Origin of the sequence: Caballeronia sp. INDeC2, assembly GCF_023631325.1 — a bacterium.
GTDB lineage: Bacteria > Pseudomonadota > Gammaproteobacteria > Burkholderiales > Burkholderiaceae > Caballeronia.
In genome coordinates, this window is sequence record NZ_JALQDG010000030.1 from 336,641 (window position 1) to 353,071 (window position 16,431).

Genomic DNA, 16,431 nt, shown 5'->3' on the forward strand with positions numbered 1-16,431 from the left:
AGCGCGCAAGCGCAATCGTCAGACGGACTCGTGCCAGAGGCTATCGCCGCGCAACAGGTGAAGGTCGCGGTGGAATCGAGTGTACCCAACGCGGTCGAAGAACTCCAAAATCTGTATCGCGCGTTTGCGGCCGAGCGCACTCGCATCGCGGAAAGCGGCCGCGCCGATTGCGCCGCCCTGCACGTGCGCCTGCTGCGCGACGAGTTTCGCCAGTGCGCCGATCGACGCGCGGCAATAGAACAGATCGCGTACGACCTGATACACGTCGCCGCGGCGCGCGAGCTTCCTGAGGAGCCTGCGCATCTCGTCCTCGCCGATGCCGTGCGCGCGCGCCAGATCGCGCACCCACGGCGGCTCGAAACGACCCTGTTCCAGCGATGCGAGCACCGCGCGCGCCAGCGTCTCCTCTCTTTCGTCGAGCGTCACCGCATGCGATGGCAGATGCAGCCACGGCCCGCCTCTCGCAATCGTTCCGCTCGCCACGGCATCGTCGACAAGCGCGCGCCACAGCGCATCGGGCGCGAGCGGCGCGGCCATGCGGCGCAGACGCGCGGCGTCGGCGCCTTGTTCATCGGGAAAGCGTTCGTGGAACGCGGCGAGCGCGCCGACGAGACGCGTTTGCATGGCGTCCCAATGACGCGACGCAATGTAAAGCGTGTCGTCGTGTGTGGATACCGCGCGCAGGCCTTCCGCCGACATCGATCGTCCGCAAAGATGCTCGATGAGCGATTGCGGCAAGCCATACGGCGCCTCTGCGAAGAGCGCATCGACGCGGTCCGTGTCGAGCATCGCGGCGAGTGCATCGAGCCACGCGCGGCGTTGCGGCGTGCGGCGCTTGCGGGCGGGCGCGAACGGATCGAGCACGCGCCCGCCGCCGACCGTCCGGTTCGCCTGCGCATTGCGCACGATGAAGCGATCGCCGGGCAACGCGCAGACGGGTTGATCGAAGACGAGCTGCACGCGCGCGGTCTGCCCCGATGCGAGCGTGTCCGCTTCGAGCAGCGCGACATGCGCGACGCGATGCGTCGTGCCGAGATGCACATGCAAGGGCGCCCAATGCGTGAGCGTGAGTTGCGCGTCATCGAGCAAGCTCAGTTCGACATCGAGCCGCTCGGCCGCACGCGCGAGCCCCGCATCGACGATCCAGTCGCCGCGCGCGAGCGCATCCTTGTCGATGCCCGCGAGATTGAGCGCGCAACGCTCGCCTGCCCGGCCCGTCTGCGTCGCGCGATTCTGCGCGTGAATACTGCGCACGCGCACGGGCGCGCCACCCGCATCGCGCGGCGCGAGCGCGAGCATGTCGCCGACGTTCACGCGGCCCGCGAAGACCGTGCCCGTCGCGATCGTTCCCTGCCCCGTCAACGTGAAGACACGATCGACCGCGAGCCGGAAAAAGCCGTCGTCGCGACGCGCGCGCCAATGCGCGGCGGCATCGCGAAGATGTGCGTCCAGCGCGGCAACGCCATCGTCGTCGGGCTTCGTCGCATCGGTGTCGAACAAGGGCGCGTCGCGCAACGGGCCGTGCGCGAGCAGCGCTTCGATTTGCGCGTGCACGTCGCGCACGCGCGAGGCCTCCACGCGATCGCATTTGGTCACCGCGACCGCGCCGTGCCTCACGCCGAGCAGTTCGAGTATCGCGAGATGTTCGCGTGTTTGCGGCATCACGCCATCGTCGGCGGCGATCACGAGCAAGGCGAAGTCGATCCCGCACGCGCCCGCCGCCATCGTGTGCACGAGCTTCTCGTGTCCGGGCACGTCGATGAACCCGAGCACGCCGCCGTCGCTCAACGGCACGTACGCGTAGCCCAGTTCGATGGAGATGCCGCGCGCCTTCTCTTCCTTCAGACGATCGGTGTCGACGCCCGACAGCGCGCGCACGAGCGTGGTCTTGCCGTGATCGATATGCCCCGCCGTACCGACGATCATGCGCGCGCTTCCAGTTGCGCGACGAACGCGGCTTCATCGGCCTCTTCGAGACAGCGCAGATCGAGCCGCAATGCGCCGTCCGCGATGCGCCCGAGCGCCGGCCGCGGCAAGTCGCGCAGCCGCTTCTCGATGCGGTTGAGCGCACCGCCCGGCCGCTTGCCGCTCGCGAGGCGCACCGCGAGCCCGTAGCTCGGCAGCACATCGACGGGCAAGGCGCCGCTGCCGATCTGACTGAACATCGGCTCGGCGCTCACCGTGAATTCGTCTCCGACGAAGCCTTGCAGCGCAGGCTCGATGCGTTCGGCCGCGAGGCGCATGGCGTCGGCGGGACGCGTGAGCAGACGCAATGTCGTGAGACGTTCGGCGAGCGTTTCGGGCGCGCGATACAGCCGCAACACCGCTTCGAGCGCCGCGAGCGTCAGCTTGCCGACGCGCAATGCGCGCTTCAGCGGATGCTTCTTGATCTTCGCGATGAGCTCGCGCCGCCCGACGATCAGCCCCGCCTGCGGCCCGCCCAGCAGCTTGTCGCCGCTGAAGGTGACGAGATCCGCGCCCGCCGCCACGGTCTCGCGCACCGTCGCCTCGCGCGGCAAGCCCCATTGCGCGAGATCGACGAGCGTGCCGCTGCCGAGATCCATCGCGAGGGGCAATCCGCGCGCTTTCGCGAGCGGCGCGAGTTCCGCGAGCGTCACTTCCTTCGTGAAGCCGCTTACCGCGTAGTTGCTGCAATGAACCTTCATCAGGAGCGCGGTCCGCGCGTTGATCGCTTCGTCGTAGTCTTTCAGATGCGTGCGATTCGTCGTGCCGACTTCGCGCAGCTTCGCGCCCGCGCGGCTCATGATGTCGGGAATGCGAAACGCGCCGCCGATCTCGACGAGCTCGCCGCGCGACACGATCACTTCCTTTCGCGGCGCGAGCGCGGACAGCGTGAGCAACACCGCCGCCGCGTTGTTGTTCACGACGGTCGCGGCTTCCGCGCCCGTCAGTTCGCAGATCAAGCCGTTGATGAGATCGTCGCGATCGCCGCGCGCGCCCGTGTCGAGATCGAATTCGAGGTTCGCGGGCCGCGTGAGAATCTCGGCCACCGCGCGCACCGCTTCGTCGGGCAAGAGCGCGCGGCCGAGGTTGGTATGCAGCACCGTGCCCGTGAGATTGAAGACGCTGCGCACGCTGCTTCGCGCGCGCTTGGCGACCCTGGCATCGACGGTGCGCGCGAGCTGCGCATCGCTCAAGGCATCGACGGATGCGCGGCCTGCCTGCGCATCGGCGCGCCATGCGTCGAGTGTTTCGCGCAACGCGGCGAGCGTCTGCGTGCGTCCGTACCCGGCGATCACCGCCTCGAATTCCGCCGACGCGAGCACGCGCTCGACCGACGGCACGCGGGCCATCAATGCGCGCAGTTCGCCGCCCTCGCCGCCTTTGACGTCGCTCATTGCTCGTCTTCCGAATGTTCGGGCCACAGCCACGGATGAGGCGCCGCGCGCCGATAGCCGGCCTCGCCCATCAAGAGGTCGAGCGTGAGGCTCGCCAGATCGTCGGCGTAGGGCTCGAAATCGTAGGCCTTCTCCTGATAGCCGATCTTGCGATACGTGCCGCATTCGTCGCACGACTCCGCCTTGAGCGGCGCGCTCTTCGCCTTCGCGGAATGCTCGCTTTCGGGTTCGTCGCCGGCGCCCATCACGTGATAGGCGATGCCTTTGGTCGAATCGCAATTCGTGCACTTGGCGCGGACCACGTGAAGCTCCGTCGCGCACAGGCCGCATTGCGCGAAGCGATAGCCGTCGTATGCGCCGCCGACGCGCACTATGCTCGCCACCGGCACCGAACCGCAGACGGGGCATACGCCGGGCGTGTCGAGATACGGCACGTCCTTCATGTCGATGCGGCTCGCGAGATCGGTCCACACGACTTGCAGCGCGGCCGCGACGAAGGGCGCGGCCGCCGGATCGATTTCGGCGAAGCGCAGCGCGAGGACGGCATCGGCTTGGCTGTCGAGCGCGGCGGCGTCCAGTGCGCGCAGACGGCCGACGAGTTGCGTGAGCGCGGGCGTCAGCGCGCCCGCGGCCTCGATGCCGTCGAGCAGCATGAAGAGCACGTCGCGCCACGCGGGATCGCGCGCGTCGGTGAGCGCGGGCACGATCGGCATCGAATGACGCTGGTTCAGTTCGATCGATGCGCGCGAAGGCATCGGCGCGTTGAAGTGTGCGAGCACGCGCTGCTGGGCATCGGCGAGCGCGGCCATCAGACGCAGATAACCGGCGATAGGATTGCTCGCGTCGGCGAGTTGCAGGAGACGCGCGGCGCGGGCGGCGAATATCGTGGCGCGCTCGGGCATGCGCAAGCGCGGAATCGCCGAGGGATCGAGCGATTCGATTTTCGCGGCTTCGACTATGCGTTGAACCACGGAAGGTTTCCTCGCGGGGATGAGCGGTCGATCAAGGATATCAGCTAATTCGATATGAAACGGACCGCACCCCGCGTACGCTGGCCCGCCACTGCGACAGGCCCCCTACTTTCCGATAATCTCCCTGAACCACCGCGGATGATGCTTCCTTGCCCATCCGTACGTGACCGTTCCGCGCGTCATCGCGCCGATCGATCCCTTCACCCACAGCGCGGCATAGATATGCACGATGATCGACACGATCAGCACGAACGCAGTCGCCGCATGCACGACCGATGCGATGCGAATGACCGTGATCGGAAAATAGAACGCGAAGTACGCGCGCCATATCACGATCCCGCTCAGTAGCAGCAGCACGAGACTCGCGACCATCACGAAGAACAGCAGTTTCTGGCCCGCGTTGTACTTGCCGATCTCCGGCAAGCGATCCTCGCGATTGGTCAGCACGTCGTTCATCTGCTTCATCCACTGGATGTCGTTTTTGTCCAGATAGTTGTGATGCCAGAAGCGCAGCGCGAGAATCAGGAACGAGATGAACATCACGCAGCCGACGAACGGATGCAGAATACGCGTCCATTGCCCGCCGCCGAAGATCGCATAGAGCCATGACATCGACGGATGGAACATCGCGAGCCCGGAGAGCGCGAGCAGCACGAAGGTGATCGCGGTGATCCAGTGATTGCTGCGCTCGTTCGGCGTGTAGCGCACGATCAGACGATGGCCCTTCACGTCGCGCAGTTCGCTATCGTGTTTCATCTTCACGCTCCTGTCCGCCTTCCCGGCGACGCCGCACTTCGTCCGCTTCGCGATGCGCTTCGAGTTCGTCATCCTCGCTGACTTCGTTCGGGCCGATGCGCGTGTAATGGAAGAAGCCCGCGAGCGCCGCGAGCGCGATGCCCGCCATCGCGAGCGGCTTCGTCACGCCCTTCCAGATCGACACGAGCGGGCTGATGTGCGGATCCTTCGCGAGTCCGTGATACAGCTCCGGCTGATCCGCGTGATGCAGCACGTACATCACATGCGTGCCGCCCACGCCCGCCGGATCGTACAAACCGGCATTCGCGAAGCCGCGCTCCTTCAGATCTTCGACACGTTCCGCCGCCTGCTGATGCATGTCGGCCTTGGTGCCGAACATGATCGCGCCGGTCGGACACGTCTTCACGCACGCGGGCTCCTGCCCGACCGCGACACGGTCCGAACACAGCGTGCATTTGTACGCGCGGTGATCTTCCTTCGAGATCCGCGGAATATTGAACGGACATCCCGTGATGCAGTAACCGCAACCGATGCAGTTCTCCTCGTGAAAATCCACTATGCCGTTCGTGTACTGCACGATCGCACCCGGCGACGGACACGCCTTCAGACAACCCGGATCCTCGCAATGCATGCAGCCGTCCTTGCGGATCAGCCATTCGAGATCGCCCTTCGGGTTCTCGTATTCGGTGAAGCGCATCACCGTCCACGAATGCTCCGTGAGGTCGCGCGGGTTGTCATAGACGCCGGTCGTATGGCCGATGTCGTCGCGCAGATCGTTCCACTCCATGCATGCCGTCTGACACGCCTTGCAGCCGATGCACTTCGATACGTCGATGAGCTTCGCCACGGTGCCCGTCGCGGGGACGCGGTCGCCCGGCGGCGGCGTGGTCGTCGCCGAGACACGTTTGATATCGAGCGATTGCAGAGCCATCTCGTCCCCCTTATGCCTTTTCGACCTTCACGAGAAACGACTTGAACTCGGGCGTCTGCGAGTTCCCGTCGCCCACGGAAGGCGTCAGCGTGTTGACGAGATAGCCCGGCTGCGCAAGGCCCTTGAAGCCCCAGTGCAACGGCAGGCCGACGGTATGCACCTTCTTGCCCTCCACGGTCAACGGCTTGATCCGCTTGGTGACGAGCGCCACCGCGACGATATGCCCGCGATTGCTCGACACCTTCACGCGATCGCCCGCGACGACGCCCACTTCCTTCGCATGTTCCTCGCCGATCTCCACGAACTGCTGCGGCTGCACGATCGCGTTCAGGCGCGCGTGCTTGGTCCAGTAGTGGAAGTGCTCGGTGAGCCGGTACGTGGTCGCCGTGTTCGGGAACTTGTCGGCGGTGCCGAACGCGGCGCGATCGTCGGCGAACACGCGCGCGGCCGGATTGCTCGTCACGGCCTTGTTGTCCGGGAAAAACGGGTTGTAGCCGAGCGGCGTTTCGAACGGCTCGTAATGCGCGGGGAACGGCCCTTCGTTCATGCCGTCGCGTGCGAAGAAACGCGCGACGCCTTCCGGATTCATGATGAACGGGCTCATGCCCTTGTCCGGCGGCTCGTCGGCCTTGAAGTCGGGGATGTCGGGCCCCGTCCATGCGCGTCCGTTCCATGCGATGAGCTTCCTCGACGGATCGAACGGCTTGCCGTTCACATCGCACGATGCGCGGTTGTACAGCACGCGGCGATTCGCCGGCCACGCCCACGCCCAGCCGAGCGTCTGCCCGATGCCCGTCGGGTCCGAGTTGTCGCGCCGGCCCATCTGGTTGCCCGCCTGCGTCCACGAGCCGCAGAAGATCCAGCAGCCGCTTGCGGTCGAGCCGTCGTCGCGCAGTTGCGCGAAGCTCGAGAGCTGCTCGCCGCGTTTCGCGAGCACTTTGGTCTGATCCGCGGCATCGGTGACATCGGCGAGCGCGCGGCCGTTGAACTCCATCGCGACCTCTTCGGGCGTCGGGCTCTCCGGGTCCGCATACGGCCAGGTCATCTTCAGAATCGGATCGGGATACTTGCCGCCCTTTTCCTGATACGCCTTTCGCATACGCAGCCACAACCCCGACATGATCTCCAGATCGCTACGCGCTTCGCCCGGCGGCGTCGTGCCCTGCCAGTGCCATTGCAGCACGCGCGACGAGCTCACGAGCGAGCCGCGCTCTTCCGCGAAGCAGCTCGTCGGCAGACGGAAGACTTCGGTCTGGATCTTCGACGAATCGACGTCGTTGAATTCGCCGTGATTCTTCCAGAACTCCGACGTTTCGGTTGCGAGCGGATCCATGACGACGAGCCACTTCAGCTTCGATAGACCCAGCCCGATCTTCGCCTTGTTCGGCGCGGCCGCGAGCGGATTGAAGCCCTGGCAGATGTAGCCGTTCATCTTGCCCGCTGCCATCAGCTCGAAGACCTGCAGCATGTCGTAGGCCTTGTCGAGCTTCGGCAAGTAGTCGAACCCGAAGTTGTTATCGGCCGTCGCGTTGTCGCCCCACCACGATTTCATGAAGCTCACGTGGAACGCGCGATAGTTCTTCCAGTAACTCAACTGATTCGGCCGCAACGGCTGCGCCGCGCGCTTCTTGATGTACTCGTCGAAGTCCTGTTCGCTTTCCATCGGCAACGTCATGTAGCCGGGCAGCAGGTTCGACATCAGGCCGAGGTCCGTCAGGCCTTGAATGTTCGAATGCCCGCGCAGCGCGTTCATGCCTCCGCCCGCGATGCCGATATTGCCGAGCAGAAGCTGCACCATCGCGCCCGTGCGGATCATCTGCGCGCCGACCGAGTGATGCGTCCAGCCAAGCGCATAGAGGATCGTGCCCGCGCGATTCGGCGCTGCGGTCGTCGCGAGCATCTCGCAGACCTTGAGGAACTTGTCGGTCGGCGTGCCGCAGACCTTCGTCACCATCTCGGGCGTATAGGCGGCGTAGTGCTGCTTGAGCAGGTTGTAGACACAGCGCGGATGCTGCAAGGTCGGATCGGTCTTGACGTAGCCGTCCTCGCCGCGTTCGTAGTCCCAGCTCGCCTTGTCGTACTTGCGCTTGTCCGCGTCGTAGCCCGAGAACAGGCCGTCCTTGAACGCGAAGTCCTCGCGCACGATGAACGACATGTCCGTGTAATTCTTCACGTACTCGTGCTGGATCTTGTCGTTCGTGAGCAGATAGTTGATGACGCCGCCCAGGAACGCGATGTCCGTGCCGGTGCGAATCGGCGCGTAGAAATCCGCGACCGATGCCGTACGCGTGAAGCGCGGATCCACGACGATGAGCCGCGCCCGCCGATGCGCCTTCGCCTCGGTCACCCACTTGAAGCCGCACGGGTGCGCCTCGGCCGCGTTGCCGCCCATCACGAGAATCAGGTCCGTGTTCTTGATGTCGACCCAATGGTTCGTCATCGCTCCACGGCCGAACGTCGGGGCAAGACCTGCCACCGTCGGGCCATGTCAGACACGCGCCTGGTTGTCGAATGCGAGCATCCCCCAACTGCGCACGGTCTTGTGCGTCAGATAGCCGACCTCGTTGCTCCCCGCCGACGCCGCCAGGAAACCCGAGGTCAGCCAGCGATTGACCTTCTTGCCGTCGGGCGTGGTCTCGACGAAGTTCGCGTCGCGATCTTCCTTGAGCAGCACGGCGATGCGATCGAGCGCCTCTTCCCACGAGATGCGCTTCCACTCGTTCGACCCCGGCGCGCGATGCTCGGGATACAACAACCGGCTCGGGCTATGAATGAAGTCGATGAGCGAGGCGCCTTTCGGGCAGAGCGTGCCGCGATTGACCGGATGATCCGGATCGCCCTCGATATGGATGATGCTCGCCTTGGCGTTCTTGGCGTTGTCGCCTAGGCCGTACATCAAAATGCCGCACCCGACCGAACAGTACGGGCAGGTGTTGCGCGTTTCCGTGGTGCGCGACAGTTTGTACTGCCGGACTTCGGCAAGCGCGGGTGTCGGAGAGAAGCCCATTGCTACCAGGCTCGAACCGGCCAGCGTGCTTGCGGAAACCTTCAGGAACTGTCGCCGTGACATCTGGAGCATGATTGCCCTCGGCGTCGTAAGTGGGTGTCTAAAGTATATGGTGGCCGATTACATCGCGCAGACAGGTTGACACGGTGTTTGCACCAATGCGCCTATTTGCCGCTGCGGATCGCGCCGGTCCAGCAAGTCGCGCGCCTGGAATGGAACGTGCTCGGTCGATAAACGTCGCCGGGCATCCGCGCTACATCATCGAATCGAGAGGTCGTCATGAGTTCCGTCTCCACGCAGAAGATCGAAGCGGTTGTAAAAAAAGATGCTTCCTGGATCATGGGCGCGCTCAAGCAATTCTCGGAGAACCGTTGCGCCGCGATGGCCGCGAGCATCGCTTTCTACTCGGCGTTCTCGCTCGCGCCGACGCTCGTCATGGTGATCGCAGTCGCGGGCTGGGTGTTCGGGCCGGAAGCGGCGCGCGGGCAGCTCTTTCATCAGGTGAACGGACTCCTCGGCGACCAGGCGGCCGCCAGCGTGCAAAGCATCGTCGAGAATGCGCATCGCAGCGGCGGGACCGGCATTGCCGCGATCATTTCGTTCGTGCTGCTGGCGGTCGGCGCGTCGGCGACGTTTTCCTCCCTCAACACGGCGCTCAATATCGTGTGGCCGCTGACCGGAGAGCAGCGTTCGAGCGTCATGGCGATGGTGCGCGTGCGGCTCGTCTCCTTCGGGCTCGTGCTCGGCGTCGCGTTCCTGCTGATCGTCTCGCTCGTGCTCGATACCGCGATTCAGGCGGTCGGCATGTGGCTGTGGGCGAATTCGCCGTTCGTGATCGTCGGCGATATCGTGCAGCTCTGCGTCGGCCTCGCGATTCTCACGGCGGCGTTCGGCGCGCTGTTGAAGTTTTTGCCCGATGCGCCCGTCGAATGGCGCGATGCGCTCGTAGGCGGTCTCGTCGCCGCGCTGCTGTTTTCGGCGGGCAAGAAATTGTTTGCGGTCTATCTGACGCACGCGGGCACCGCGAGCGCATTCGGCGCGGCGGGTTCGCTCGCGGTGCTCCTGATGTGGCTGTACTTCTCCGCCGCCGTGCTCTTGCTCGGCGCGGAGTTTTCGGCGGCGCGCGCGCGTCTGCATGATCCGCGCGGCGCATGGGGACAACAAAGCAACGGCCGCGTGCCGCCCGGAAGCCGCGCGAAGATCGGTTCCATGCTCGCCGCGTCGACGCGCACCGCCGCGCCGGTGGCTGCGGGCCCATCGACGGTTGCGCCCGTCACGCCGGCGAGCGCTCGCGCGGACGCGCCGGTCACGGCGAGCGCGCGACGCGCGATCGGTGCGCGTGCGCAGCATGCGCAACAACTGACGGGACAGGCGCGCAAGAAGGTGTCCGCCGTGGCGCGGGCGCTGGAACTGTCGCGCAAGGTGGCGCGGGCGGAATCGACTGCGACGCGCGTCACCGCGCTCGCGATGATCGGCGCGGGCCGCAAGGCGTCGCATGCGAACGCGGCGGTGCGGCGTCATCCGTGGCGCGCCGTGCTCGTCGCGGCGGGCGCGGGCCTGGCCGTCGCATTGCTGTCCCGGCGCGATGCTGCGCGGCCGGAAGACGCCGACTTCCGCAACTGACCTTCCGCGCATAGGGCGCGGCTGTCCGTCGAATCCGAAAAATCCCGCGCCGGGAAAGCTCTTTGTTATTTGAATCGAACGTAATCGAATATCGACGCTGAAAATCGCAATCCGAATGTCCGATTGCGCGCGGAACTTTTCCGAAACGCCCCTGTCTCGCAAAATTCCCCTTTGAGATGCCGGAGAACCTTAACAGGCGGGCATTCGGCCCGAGTGTGTGTTTTTCGAGACAGTCAATATTTTTTCGTTTCTTAAGTTACGAAACGTTGCGTTATTCTCTGCGCCGGCAACAACGATTTTAATCATTCGCGTGGAGAATTCGATGAAACGAATCGCACTGACGTCCCTCTCGCTGGCGCTTCTCGGCGCAGCAGGCGCGGCGCAAGCACAAACCAGCGTCACGCTTTATGGCGTGATCGATACCGGCCTCGCATACGTGAGCCACGCTAACGCAAACGGCGACCACCTCTTCGGCATGGTCAACGGTACGCTCTCCGGCCCGCGTTGGGGCCTGAAGGGTCAGGAAGATCTGGGCGGCGGCCTGAAGGCAATTTTCCAATTGGAAAGCGGCTTTGATCCGGGCACCGGCCGGTTGAACCAGGGCGGCCGCGAGTTCGGTCGTCAAGCGTTCGTCGGCTTGAGCGGCAACCAGTGGGGTACGGTCACGTTGGGTCGTCAATATGACCCGTCCGTCGACATGGTTCAGGGCCTCACGGGCGACAACTACTGGGGCGCAGCATTCGCAACGCCGGGCGACGTCGACAACTACGACAACAGCCTGCGCGTGAGCAACGCCGTCAAGTACGTTTCGCCGGTGTTCTCGGGCTTCCAGTTCGAAGGCATCTACGGCTTCAGCAATCTGGCAGGCACGACCGGCCAGGGCCAGACCTGGGGCGGCGCAGCGACGTACGGCAACGGTCCGTTCTCCGTCGCGGCCAGCTACTTGTACGTGAACAACCCGAGCGCAGGCCGCACGCCTCTGACCGGGACGAACTCCGGCTGGAACAGCCCGTCGTCGGACTCGCTGTTCAACTCGGTGATCAACGGCGGCTACTCGACGGCTCACGCTATCGGCATCGCACGCGGCGCTGGCCAATACGTGTTCGGCCCGTTCACGGTCGGCGCATCGTACAGCTTCGCGCAGTACAAGAACGACGGCAGCTCGCTCTTCGCGGAACAAGAGAAGTTCCAGGTCGGCAACGGCTACGTGAACTTCCAGCTGACGCCGGCTACGCTGCTCGGCCTGGGCTACACGTACACGCACGCCAGCGGCGACACTTCGGCGAACTACCACCAGGTCAGCCTGGGCGCCGACTACTCGCTGTCCAAGCGTACGGATGTCTACGCTGTCGGCGCGTATCAGCACGCAAGCGGCACGCAGCGCGTGACGAACTCGGACGGCACGACCTCGACGGTCGGCGCGACGGCTTCGATCAGCGACTTCGGCTTCGACAGCGGCCGCAGCCACCAGGAACTGGTGCTGATCGGTCTGCGCCACAAGTTCTAAGAACAACCGACTGGCGTGGCACGCAAGTGCCGCGCCGGGAGGACATCGGCACCCTCGAACAGCCATCGGATTTCCGATGGCTGTTTTTTTATGCGCTCGGGAATGTGACTTCAGAGTTGCGGCGCGTGGCCCTTGCCCTTCTGCTCGACGTCTTCCGCGAGCGTCTGCGCGGGCGCGCCGGGGCTCGGCAAATCCCCGATGACGAGCCGCGGCACCGTGCTGCGCGTTTCGCGCGGGCGCAGCGGGACGTTGTCGAGTTCGGTCCACGACGGGTTCGGAATCTCGCCGAAGAGTTGCCTCAGACGCTCGCCCCAGGTCTTGTTGATCATCTGGTAATACGCGCTGTTGTTGTCGAGCGTGGCGAAGCGCGTGACTCGCAGCGAGTCCTTCTCGTACACAAGCAAATCGAGCGGCAGACCGACCGAGAGATTCGAGCGCAGCGTCGAGTCCATCGAAATGAGCGCGCATTTGGCAGCTTCATCGAGCGGCGACGCGGGCGTGATGACGCGATCGATGATCGGCTTGCCGTACTTCGATTCGCCAATCTGAAAATACGGCGACACGCGCGTCGATTCGATGAAATTGCCCGCCGCGTAGATCATGAAAAGACGCGGCGGCTGGCCGCAGATCTGTCCGCCGAGAATAAAGCTGCAATTGAAGTCGACGCTGAATTCCGCGAGCGACAGCGCATCGCGCCGATGCACCTCGCGCACCGCGTCGCCGACGATACGCGCCGCTTCCGCCATCGTCGGGACGCTATAGAGCGTGGGCGCGGCGGGATCGGACGGCTCCGCGAGCAGATGCGTCACGGCCTGTGTCAGCGCGAGATTGCCGGCCGCGAGCAAAACGATCACGCGCTCTCCCGGCTGTTCGAAAACAACCATCTTGCGCGCGGCGCTTACGTGGTCCACGCCGGCGTTGGTGCGCGTGTCGGACAGAAACACGAGTCCCTCGTCCACGCACATACCCACGCAATAAGTCATGTCAATCGATCCTGAAACGAGCAAACCCACATTGTACTGAGCGTGACCGCGCGTCGCATCCAGCCCGCTACTGATCCTGATGCGCATCGATGCTGACGAGCACCGAGAGCGTCTCATCCTTGCCGCCGACGCGCGAGCCACGCACCGGCGCCGCGGCCTCGTAGTCGCGCGCCACCGCGAGCCGGCAATGGCGCTCGCCCGCGAACGCGGCCTGCGTCGCATCGACCGATATCCAGCCGTGCTCCGCCCAGACATCGGTCCATGCGTGCGCCGTCACGGGCTCTTGCGCGCCCGCGTCGAAATAGCCGCTCACGCAGCGCGCAGGCACGCCTCGCGCGCGGCAACATGCGAGCAGCAGATGCGCGAAGTCGCGCGCATCGCCGAAGCCGTTCGCGAGCGCCTGCGCGGCCGTGCCCGCGGCATACGCCGGCTCGTTGCGATACTGCACGCGCTCGCCGATGCGCTCCGCCAGCGCGATGAGCGACGCGGGCGTATCCAGCGAGGGCACACGATGCGCGAGCGCGCGGATCGCGGCATCGGGCATCGTCAGCGGCGTCGCGCAGGTGAAATGCTCGAGCGGAATCGGCCCGGCCTCGTCGAAGAGACGGCCGTCCGCCAGCGCTTCCGTCTCGACTTCGCCCGTCACGCTGACATGAATCTCACTGTGCGGCTTCGTCAGCACGAGCGTGTGCAACGCGTTGCCGTAGGCGTCGCGCGTCGCGTCGAGCTTGCCCGGCGCTTCGACATGCCAGTGCCGCACGATCTGCGACGCGCCGCTCGCCGGGCTGACGCGAAACTGCTGGATCGAATACGTGACCGGCGTGGCGTAGCGATAACGAATGTCGTGGCGTATGGTCAGCAGCATGATTCACGCGATCGGCAACATGAGGAAGGTGTGCATCACGCGCAGGCCGAGTTCGTCGACAAGCTTCAGGAACTGCGTGAGCCAGCCGTGCACGCCCGTCTCCAGAATGAGCCGAATGTCGGAGTACAGCACGTCCGCGCGCAGCTTGCCCGCGAAGCGCTCGCATTCCTTCGATGCATCCGTGCGCAGCTTCGCGAGCGTCTCGCACACGCCGTCGAGCGATGCGAGCAGCGAGCGCGGCATCTGCTCGTTGAGAATCAACAGTTCGACGACGCGCGCCGGCGTCACGACATCGCGATACACCTTGCGATAGATCTCCAGCGCCGACACGGAACTGAGTATCGACGTCCAGTAGTAGAAGTCTTTGAGCTGGCGCGCCGCCTCGCGCGAGTTGGGCGTTGCATCGGCGAAGCGCACGTCGAGAATGCGCGCGGTGTTGTCCGCGCGTTCGAGATAGGCGCCGAGCTGCATGAAGAAGAACGCGTCGTCGCGTAACGCGGTGCCCTGCATCACGCCGCGGCAGAGATTGGAGCGGTACTTGACCCATTCGAAGAGCGCATCCGGGCCCGTCTCGAGCTCCATGTTCGCGAGCCGCTGATTGAATTCTAGTCACGTGAAGTTGATCGTCTCCCAGCTTTCCGTCGTGAGCGTGCCGCGCACCGCGCGCGCGTTTTCGCGCGTCGCCTGCAGGCATGACAGGATGCTGGATGGATTGCGCGCATCGGCGACCATGAAATGCAGCATGTCGTCGCGCGAGCGCGATCCCGGATGACGCTCGTCGAACATCTCCTCCAGCTCGGATATCTTCAGCACCGAGCGGTGCGAACGCGCCGCCTGCTCGGGCGTTTGCGGCAGGAGCGCGCCTTCCATGTCGATGTCGAGCATGCGCGCGGTGTTCTCCGCGCGTTCCATGTAGCGCGCCATCCAGAAGAGGTGATCTGCAGTGCGGCTCAGCATGAGGTGATGTGCGGTAAGTGAGTCAATCGACCATCCACGTGTCCTTCGTCCCGCCGCCTTGCGACGAATTGACGACGAGCGAGCCTTCCCGCAGCGCGACGCGCGTGAGGCCGCCCGCGCACATCGACACATCGCGGCCGGAGAGCACGAACGGCCGCAAGTCGATATGACGCGGCGCGATGCCGGCGTCGACGAACGTCGGACATGCGGAGAGCGCGAGCGTCGGCTGGGCGATATAACCTTCGGGGCGCGCGAGAAGCAGCGCGCGGAACGCTTCGATCTCGTCCTTCGTCGATGCCGGCCCGACGAGCATGCCGTAGCCGCCCGCGCCGTGCACTTCCTTCACGACGAGCTCCGGCAGATGCGCGAGTGTGTACGCGAGATCGTCGGCCTTGCGGCATTGATATGTCGGCACATTGTTGAGGATCGGTTTCTCGCCGAGATAGAACTCGATCATGTCCGGCACGAACGGATAGATCGACTTGTCGTCGGCGATGCCGGTGCCCATCGCGTTCGCGAGCGTCACGCGGCCCGCGCGATAGGACGTCAGCAAGCCCGAAATGCCGAGCGCCGAATCCGCGCGGAACGCGAGCGGATCGAGAAAGTCGTCGTCCACGCGGCGATAGATCACGTCGACGCGGCGCGGCCCGTGCGTCGTGCGCATGAAGACGTAGTTGTCGTCGACGAAGAGATCCTTGCCTTCGACGAGCTCCACGCCCATTTGCTGCGCGAGGAACGTGTGCTCGAAATACGCCGGGTTGTACATGCCGGGCGTCAGCACGACGACAGTCGGATCGTCGACGCCTTCGGGCGCGATCGAACGCAACGTCTCCAGCAGCAAGTCGGGATAGTGCGCGACCGGCGCGACGCGGTTCTGCACGAAGAGCTCGGGAAAGAGCCGCATCATCATCTTGCGGTTTTCGAGCATGTACGACACGCCCGAGGGCACGCGCAGATTATCTTCGAGCACGTAGAACTCGCCCGCCGCACCCGCGCGCACGACGTCGACGCCCGCGACGTGCGCATACACGTCGAGCGGTACGTCCACGCCCTGCATCTCCGGCCGATACTGCGCGTTCGTATAAACCTGCTCCGCGGGAATGCGTCCGGCGAGCACGATATCGCCGTTGTGATAGACGTCGTGCAGAAAGAGATTGAGCGCCTGCACGCGCTGCCGCAAACCGGCTTCGAGCACGCGCCATTCGTCGCCGGGAATGATGCGCGGAATCATGTCGAAGGGAATCAGCCGCTCGGTGCCGGAGAGGTCGCCGTTCACCGCGAACGTGATGCCGACGCGCCGGAACAGCACGTCCGCCTCCGCCCGCTTGCGCGCGATCGTCTCGGGACTCTGCATCGCGAGCCAGCGGGAAAACCGTGCGTAGTGACGGCGCACGGAATCGTCCTGACGCATTTCATCGTAGATCTGCATCATTGCGTCCTTCGCGTTTTTCAGCGGCTTTTTTGAGCGGCGT

Annotated in this window: 11 protein-coding genes and 1 pseudogene; 2 read left to right on the plus strand and 10 right to left on the minus strand. The window is 64.9% G+C overall.

All coding sequences use genetic code 11. The features are described 5' to 3' along the window. Nucleotides 1–18: 18 nt before the first annotated feature. The 6 genes from selB to fdnG form a co-directional block, all read right to left on the minus strand. The gene (gene selB, locus NCS28_RS20075; protein ID WP_250515501.1) at nt 19–1,926 is read right to left on the minus strand and encodes a selenocysteine-specific translation elongation factor; all 1,908 of its coding nucleotides are present in this window, start codon (nt 1,924–1,926) and stop codon (nt 19–21) included. Next, nucleotides 1,923–3,359, minus strand: coding sequence for an L-seryl-tRNA(Sec) selenium transferase (gene selA, locus NCS28_RS20080; protein ID WP_250515502.1), 1,437 nt, complete (start codon nt 3,357–3,359; stop codon nt 1,923–1,925). The genes selB and selA overlap by 4 nt, the downstream gene beginning before the upstream one ends. Then, a complete protein-coding gene (fdhE, locus tag NCS28_RS20085; RefSeq protein ID WP_250515503.1) occupies nt 3,356–4,330 on the minus strand; it encodes a formate dehydrogenase accessory protein FdhE in 975 nt (324 codons plus the stop codon). Before fdhE ends, selA begins: the two co-directional genes overlap by 4 nt. A 105-nt stretch (nt 4,331–4,435) precedes the next feature. Continuing rightward, complete coding sequence (locus NCS28_RS20090; RefSeq protein ID WP_250515504.1) at nt 4,436–5,086, minus strand: formate dehydrogenase subunit gamma; 651 nt, start codon at nt 5,084–5,086, stop codon at nt 4,436–4,438. Then, the gene (gene fdxH / locus NCS28_RS20095; protein WP_250515505.1) at nt 5,073–6,017 is read right to left on the minus strand and encodes a formate dehydrogenase subunit beta; all 945 of its coding nucleotides are present in this window, start codon (nt 6,015–6,017) and stop codon (nt 5,073–5,075) included. Before fdxH ends, NCS28_RS20090 begins: the two co-directional genes overlap by 14 nt. Before the next feature lie 10 nt (nt 6,018–6,027). Then, a complete protein-coding gene (fdnG, locus tag NCS28_RS20100; RefSeq protein ID WP_250515506.1) occupies nt 6,028–9,096 on the minus strand; it encodes a formate dehydrogenase-N subunit alpha in 3,069 nt (1,022 codons plus the stop codon). A 207-nt stretch (nt 9,097–9,303) separates the two neighbouring features. Between fdnG and NCS28_RS20105 the strand changes: the two genes are divergently transcribed. Further along, nucleotides 9,304–10,647, plus strand: coding sequence for a YihY/virulence factor BrkB family protein (locus NCS28_RS20105; RefSeq protein WP_250515507.1), 1,344 nt, complete (start codon nt 9,304–9,306; stop codon nt 10,645–10,647). 322 nt (nt 10,648–10,969) lie between these two features. Next, on the plus strand, nt 10,970–12,154 hold the full coding sequence (locus tag NCS28_RS20110) for a porin (protein ID WP_250515508.1): 1,185 nt from the start codon (nt 10,970–10,972) through the stop codon (nt 12,152–12,154). Between the two features lie 110 nt (nt 12,155–12,264). Here NCS28_RS20110 and NCS28_RS20115 read toward each other — a convergent pair whose 3' ends face one another. The 4 genes and pseudogenes from NCS28_RS20115 to NCS28_RS20130 all read right to left on the minus strand — a co-directional run bounded on the left by NCS28_RS20115 (nt 12,265) and on the right by NCS28_RS20130 (nt 16,388). Then, complete coding sequence (locus NCS28_RS20115; protein WP_250515509.1) at nt 12,265–13,137, minus strand: proteasome-type protease; 873 nt, start codon at nt 13,135–13,137, stop codon at nt 12,265–12,267. Nucleotides 13,138–13,204: 67 nt separating this feature from the next. Then, nucleotides 13,205–14,002: a transglutaminase family protein gene (locus NCS28_RS20120; protein ID WP_250515510.1), complete on the minus strand. Its 798-nt coding sequence runs from the start codon at nt 14,000–14,002 to the stop codon at nt 13,205–13,207. Nucleotides 14,003–14,005: 3 nt separating this feature from the next. Beyond that, nucleotides 14,006–14,959: pseudogene (locus NCS28_RS20125) on the minus strand (alpha-E domain-containing protein). 22 nt (nt 14,960–14,981) lie between these two features. Beyond that, nucleotides 14,982–16,388: a circularly permuted type 2 ATP-grasp protein gene (locus NCS28_RS20130; protein WP_250515552.1), complete on the minus strand. Its 1,407-nt coding sequence runs from the start codon at nt 16,386–16,388 to the stop codon at nt 14,982–14,984. Nucleotides 16,389–16,431 lie beyond the last annotated feature (43 nt).

Bases quoted from the DNA above. Each gene is read 5' to 3' on its own strand.
- NCS28_RS20115 (WP_250515509.1), bottom strand. From the start codon at position 13,137: ATGACTTATTGCGTGGGTATGTGCGTGGACGAGGGACTCGTGTTTCTG.
- selB (WP_250515501.1), bottom strand. From the start codon at position 1,926: ATGATCGTCGGTACGGCGGGGCATATCGATCACGGCAAGACCACGCTC.
- NCS28_RS20130 (WP_250515552.1), bottom strand. From the start codon at position 16,388: ATGCAGATCTACGATGAAATGCGTCAGGACGATTCCGTGCGCCGTCAC.
- NCS28_RS20110 (WP_250515508.1), top strand. From the start codon at position 10,970: ATGAAACGAATCGCACTGACGTCCCTCTCGCTGGCGCTTCTCGGCGCA.
- NCS28_RS20105 (WP_250515507.1), top strand. From the start codon at position 9,304: ATGAGTTCCGTCTCCACGCAGAAGATCGAAGCGGTTGTAAAAAAAGAT.
- selA (WP_250515502.1), bottom strand. From the start codon at position 3,359: ATGAGCGACGTCAAAGGCGGCGAGGGCGGCGAACTGCGCGCATTGATG.
- fdxH (WP_250515505.1), bottom strand. From the start codon at position 6,017: ATGGCTCTGCAATCGCTCGATATCAAACGTGTCTCGGCGACGACCACG.
- NCS28_RS20120 (WP_250515510.1), bottom strand. From the start codon at position 14,002: ATGCTGCTGACCATACGCCACGACATTCGTTATCGCTACGCCACGCCG.
- NCS28_RS20090 (WP_250515504.1), bottom strand. From the start codon at position 5,086: ATGAAACACGATAGCGAACTGCGCGACGTGAAGGGCCATCGTCTGATC.